At 67.5% G+C, this 6,035-nt stretch carries 2 protein-coding genes and 1 pseudogene; all 3 read left to right on the forward strand.

What is annotated here, in order from left to right; genetic code table 11:
• Positions 1 to 2 precede the first annotated feature (2 nt).
• The 3 genes and pseudogenes from ABFX55_RS11270 to ABFX55_RS11280 all read left to right on the forward strand — a co-directional run bounded on the left by ABFX55_RS11270 (position 3) and on the right by ABFX55_RS11280 (position 2,208).
• Complete coding sequence (locus ABFX55_RS11270) at positions 3 to 1,430, forward strand: TolB family protein (protein ID WP_346120211.1); 1,428 nt, start codon at positions 3 to 5, stop codon at positions 1,428 to 1,430.
• 78 nt (positions 1,431 to 1,508) lie between these two features.
• Positions 1,509 to 1,583: pseudogene (locus ABFX55_RS11275) on the forward strand (prolyl oligopeptidase family serine peptidase); the annotation flags it as partial.
• A gap of 217 nt (positions 1,584 to 1,800) precedes the next feature.
• A complete protein-coding gene (locus ABFX55_RS11280) occupies positions 1,801 to 2,208 on the forward strand; it encodes a hypothetical protein (RefSeq protein WP_346120213.1) in 408 nt (135 codons plus the stop codon).
• The last annotated feature ends 3,827 nt before the right edge of the window (positions 2,209 to 6,035 follow it).

The following is a 6,035-nucleotide window of genomic DNA, read 5'->3' on the forward strand; positions in this document are numbered from 1 at the left end:
ACGTGAGCGCATTCAAGGATATTCGTGACTATGTGGCCATCCCTCGAGTCCTTTCGCTGAAGCTGTCACCGGACGGATCCCGGCTCGTCAGCGCCGTTCAGTCGCTCAATCCCGACGGCAAGTCCTACGGCACCGCGCTGTGGTCGCTGCCGCTGGACGCCGAGCCTTACAGGCTGACGAGGAGCGCCAAGGGAGAGACGGGCACCGAGTTCACCGCGGCGGGTGACGTGCTGTTCACCTCCCGCCGTCCCGACCCCACGGTCAAGGACTCCGACGAGGAGGTGCCCGCGCTCTGGTTGCTGCCGCGCGGCGGCGGCGAGGCGCGGCAGGTCGCCACCCGCCCCGGCGGCATCGGCGCGGCGAAGACGGCAGGCGACGTCGTCGTGTTCGCCTCCGAGGTGCTGCCCGGCGACGAGGCCACCGACGAGGAGCGGCGCAAGGCCCGCAAGGACGCGGGCATCAGCGCGATCCTGCACGAGGGTTACCCGGTCCGCTACTGGGACCACGACCTCGGGCCGGGCCGTACCCGCCTGTTCGCGGCCAGGCTGGGCGCCGACCGGCTGGAGGACGTCCGTGACCTGACCCCTGACTCGGGCAGTCACCTCGACGACCACCTGGACTTCGCGCTCACCCCCGACGGCGCCACCGTGGTCACCACGTGGACGGTGCCGCTCGACGCGGGCCGGCAGCGCACCGAGGTCGTCGCCGTCGACGTGGCCACCGGCGAGCGGCGCACGCTCTTCGCCGCCGACGACCACGACTTCGAGGGGCCGCTGCGGATCTCGCCCGACGGTGCCCGCGTGGCCTGCTCACGCAGCCGCCACACCACGCTCGACGTCTCGGCCCGCTCGGAGCTGTGGATCGGCGACCTGGCCACCGGCGAGGGCAGGGCCTACGCCGACGACCTGTTCCCCATGGACCTCGCGTGGGCGCCCGACTCGAGCGCCGTCTACCTCGCGGCCGACCACCAGGGCCGCCGCCCCGTCTTCCGGGTGTCCCCCCGACGGCGCCTTCGAAAGGCTCACCACCGACGACGCCGCCTACCTCGCGCTCAACGCCTCGCCCGACGGCCGCTTCGTCTACGCGCTGGCGCAGCGGTTACCACGCCCCCGCCACCCCGGCCAGGATCGACGTGGCCACCGGCGAGGTCGCCGAGCTGCCCTCTCCCGCTCCCGCGCTGGAGCTGCCGGGCACGCTCACGGAGATCACCGCGCTGGCCGACGACGGGCAGGAGATCCGCGGCTGGCTGGTGCTGCCGAAGGACGCCTCGGCCGAGAACCCCGCGCCCTTCCTGCTGTGGATCCACGGCGGCCCCGTCTCCTCGTGGAACGACTGGTCCTGGCGCTGGAACCCGTGGATCATGGCGGAGAACGGCTACGCGGTCCTGCTGCCCGACCCCGCGATGTCCACCGGGTACGGCCAGCACATGATCGACCGCGCGGCTGGGGCGACTGTGGGGCCCCCGCACGCTGGCCGACCTCGACGCCATCGTCGACCAGACGCTGAAGCTGCCCGAGGTCGACGACACGCGGCTGGCCGCGATGGGCGGCTCCTTCGGCGGCTACATGGCCAACTGGGTGGCCGGCCACTCCGACCGCTACCAGGCGATCGTCACCCACGCCTCGCTGTGGAACCTCGCAGCCAGTTCGCCGGCACCACCGACGCCGTCGATGTACTGGGCAGCGGGAGTTCGGCGTGCCGGGCTCGGAGCGGCTACACCCAAGCCTCTCCGCGCCACGTCGCGCCCTCGCAAGATCACACACCCGATGCTGGTCATCGCACGGCGACAAGGACTACCGGGTGCCGATCGGCGAGGGCCTTCGCCTGTGGTGGGACCTGCAGCGCAGCACAACGTCGACTGCCAAGTTCCTCTACTTCCCCGACGAGAACCACTGGGTGCTCAAGCCCGGCAACGCCGTCGCCTGGGACGAGACGGTCACTGGCCTTCCTGGCCCACGCACGTGCTCGGCTAGCGTGCGAGCACGCGGCCGGAGTCGTGCGCCTGACGGACGTCCTCACTCTCTCGCGATGGACATCGCCGCGACGGCGGGGACACTGTCTCCTGGCCAAGCGGCCCTGCCAACCCCGAGTCGTGCACGACCAGTGTCCAGCCCCACGGAACGCGTGGGCACCGCGCCTCGACCGCGCTGCCTCGGAGAGCTCATACCGCGTCCCGCGTTAGCGTCAGGCTATGGCCAGGCCGGATGACATGACTTCCTGTTCGGCGAGGAAGGCGGCGACACGGGGACCTCGGGGGTGCGCGGGGGTGGTCGGAACCCCGATCGACGGCAAAACCGTCAACTTTCCTTACGCCCCCCCCCCCCCTTTGGGGGGGGTGGCCGAGTGGGGCGGTCTCCATCGCCGTCGAGGTCGACGGCGAGATCGTCGCGGGCCGGTGGTCCAACGTGGCGCCGCGTGGAGAGTTGTTTCAGCGCCTCCCTGGGCTGCGGCGGTCCGTCCGGCACAAGGACGGGCCCTCGCGCTCTCTGCGCCCTGCGCTGCAACGCGTCGTGCCCGCGGGCCAGCCCTCGTGCCACAGGCTTCGCTACGCCGCGACGCGCGTCGCGGTGCAGGGCTCGGTCGTGTCCGCCGTCCCTGCCCGGCGTGCCGTGACATCATACTGGCGCTGCGTGCGCCATCGACCTGTGCTCGTGGCGGCGGCAGGGTGGAAACGCCTACTACGAAGCGCGGGATCAGCTACTGGGACTAACGCCTGCAGCAGGGGGGGGGGGGGGGGGGGGGGCCTGATCGCCGAGAGCTGGGGCGCAGGGCTCAGTGGGGCTCAACGTGCAAGGGCCCAGCAGCTATTTACACCTGTGGACGCGGCGCATGGACTGTTTCATGGAGCTGGCGCACACGCTGCTCTGGTGCCCCTCGGCGCTCCGAGCGGCGACTCCCCTGAGCGCCCATGCCGCTCTGGAGCTCACGCGAAAACGGTCCGTAGTCCAAGCCCGAGGGGCCCCGGCCGTTCTTCATTCGTGCGGTTTCAATCGCGGCAGGAGGACGCGTGTGCTCGTCTGCCATGCGAGCATGTCCTCGATCTTCGTGCGGTTGAGGGTGTCGGGAGGTAATGTCCGTCGCCGACGGACCTCGCCTCGTCCGAGACCCCTCTGCCGGAGAGGCGGCGTTCGATCGTGGATCGGTGGGAACTCGCCCATCTCACCTTCAGTCATCTCAGCAACATCACGGGGCGCCGAAGCGTGCGTCATAGGGGATTCCAGGGCAACGCGGCGATGGTGTCCCGCGGGGTCTACCACACGGTGCCGTACGAAACCTCCCGGCCGGCTTCGTGTGCCCCTGCGTCACGGCCCGTGCCGCTCGAATGGCTTACCGTGCGTTTATCGGTGCGAATGTGGTCAAAATGAGGGCCGTGTCCATAGGTGGTGAGAGGTGCCCATAGGCCGTGCGGGTGCTTTGTGTTTGAGGACGAGCGGGTGCTCGCGGGACTGCCATCGCGAATAGGGCTGGCGCCGCGAGGCCATGGCCGTGTGACGTCGCCTACGCACGGCGGAACGGCGCTGGACAAAGACCTCCTACGATCGACACGGTACGTGATCGTGGCCTGGACATGGTGACCTGCCCGTGGTGCACGGGCGACGAGTTGGCGCGCAGGCTTGGTCTCCGAGCGAGCGCCTCGCGCTACCTCATGCTGACGGCCGCGCGGCGACGTCGCGAAACAAGGTCCGATGGCTCGGCCTCGGCGCCGACGACTCCTGGCCAGCCGTTTCTGTCTTCATGCGAACTGGTTGCAGGGGTGTGGGGGATGGGCCGCAGTCGGCCCCCGCGCTGCCGCCGTGCTGGAGAGGGCGGGCGTGTCGGCTCGGGGGGGACCCGGGAAGCGGTGGTGGAGCGCGACGGTCAAGGAGGATCGTTGATGACCATGAGGAGTTCGCGGTTCGCTCGAGGAGCTGCTGCGCGCCGACTGCGCCGTGTGGTCAGACAGGAGACCTGCTGGACAAGCGTGGGGCGGGGAACATGATCCGTTCACCAACGTCGTGCGCGTCACCGTGGATGACGCTTGCGCAGAGAAGATGGGCGAGCCGCCGGTGATGCGAGACCGTTCGGGAGTGGATTGCAAGTTGTGAGCGAGAAGCGATCGCCCTTGCCGTGCCGACCCATCGATGATCAGCCCTCACTCGGGAGCGGACCAGCATGACGAGGCGAGGAAGGACACTGACGCAGGGGAGCTGTGGCGGCTGCCTCCCGTCAGCCGCGGACGAGGAAGAGCGCTACGTCGAGCGTATTCAGGGTTGAGTGCGGCGACAGTGGTTGAGCATCAGGTGGCGGCTCACCTCTACTACGGGGCGCTGTTCTTCATGGCGGGGCGCCGTGCTCTGGTGGCGATGTAACCTGATGTCAGTCTTGTCGACAGCCTGTCTCTTCACGCTGAGGGCTGCCGCAGGCTCGCCCGCCGTCGCTGGCCGAATGGTCTCAACGATCAGGGTCAGCTGCTGCCAACAAAACAGGCCAACGCGGTGCTTCGAGTACTCGTCAGGCATTTCGGTGATTGTTGTTTGATCGGGTTCGGGATCCTGGCGCTATCTGGTGTACTTCGTGGCCGACAGTGCGCTGCGCCCCGTGCGCAGATGAAACGCGACGGCGAAGAAGCTCTCTCCGAGAGCACTGTCCACCAGCGCATCGACCTAAAGGGCCCCAGGACGATCTCAAGTGAGCTGGCCGAAACTTCGACGCCATGTGACAGGCTCAACGTCGCTTCGACACTCAGCGCAGTTTCGTCGTGCCAACGCCTCGCACGATTTGTGCGCACGGGTACCCGCTCACCATCACAGGGACGGGTCCTGGAGATCGCCCTGTCCGACCCAGAGGCGTCGAGGATCTGAAGGCGCTTCGCCGTACCCTCCTCGATGTCAACGCGCGCAACGAGAAGCTGATCGAGGGGGCTTTCTGCTGGTGGCCCGAGGAGCGCGAGTCGCCGTGCGCAAGCCGTGGACGTCAGGGAGGTCTCGCAGACCGCCGTGGAGCAGCTTGGCGTCCCTTCGCCGCCGAGAGGGGCGGTGACCTGGTCACCACGACCTGTCTGGCGGCGCCACGGTGGGGACCCCGTTCTGCTGGAGCGCTCCATCAGCGAACTCTGCTGGAGAACGCCGTCAAGTACAACGTGAAAGAAAGAGAAAGAAGTGTGGATCGCTACGGGAATGGCGGACGGGGCACTTGTTGTTCAGGTGTCCAACACGACAGCATGTTCCCGGCGTACGAGTGTAACAGGCTGTTTGGAGCCTCTTCAGGCGGTCTCACGGGACCGTGTGGACTCGGCGAAGGGATCTGTGGGCTCGGCCTGTCCAATCGTTCGCGCGTCGTGATGTGCGCACGGCGGAAACGTGGCCGCGGTGCCGGCGACGGCGGTTGGACTTGTCGTGACATTCTACTCCCTGGTCGGTAGTCCGGCGTGTTTGATCTGACGGGGGAGTCTCGTTACGGCGTTAAAATGTGTTGGATTGCCGTCGAACACGGTGGTGCATGCGCCAATGCTGTGTGTTTCGCATATTTTGGCTAACAAGGGCCGTTGGGCAGCAGCCTTCGTGTTAGGGAGGTTCATTGGGCCGTTTCCGCGGTACGGATGCACAAATCTCCCTGAAGGAATCGTGGGGCAACAAGTATGGGCCTCTAGGACGTAGACACGCGCGACGGCGCGAAACCATAGATGAGGTGTGGGATGTGAGCGAGCACCATGGCTAACCGACTACGACAGCCCGCGCAAGACCGATTGACGACCTGGGGGAGGACAGCCTCCAGAACTCTCCCGGCGTCGGCGCACGGAAAAGTCATCGGCAGCATCGACATCGCGAGACAGACCTGCGCGGTCGCTCGACTGGCCGGGGCGGACCTGTCGAACGAGGAGCTGTCCTGAGGGTGATTCCTCGTCAGCCGACGAGTTCAACTTGTTCACGGTGTGCTTCTGGTGCAGGCAACGCAGCAAGCTGGCTCCGTGAGAGGAACGTCAGCAGGTCTGCAGGGAGTGCGACGCCTGACGGAGAGGGCAAACGCTATGTGTCACCGAAGAAAGAGGGGCGGAC

The sequence above is a fragment of the Nonomuraea roseola genome (assembly GCF_039535395.1).
Taxonomy (GTDB): Bacteria; Actinomycetota; Actinomycetes; order Streptosporangiales; family Streptosporangiaceae; genus Nonomuraea; species Nonomuraea roseola.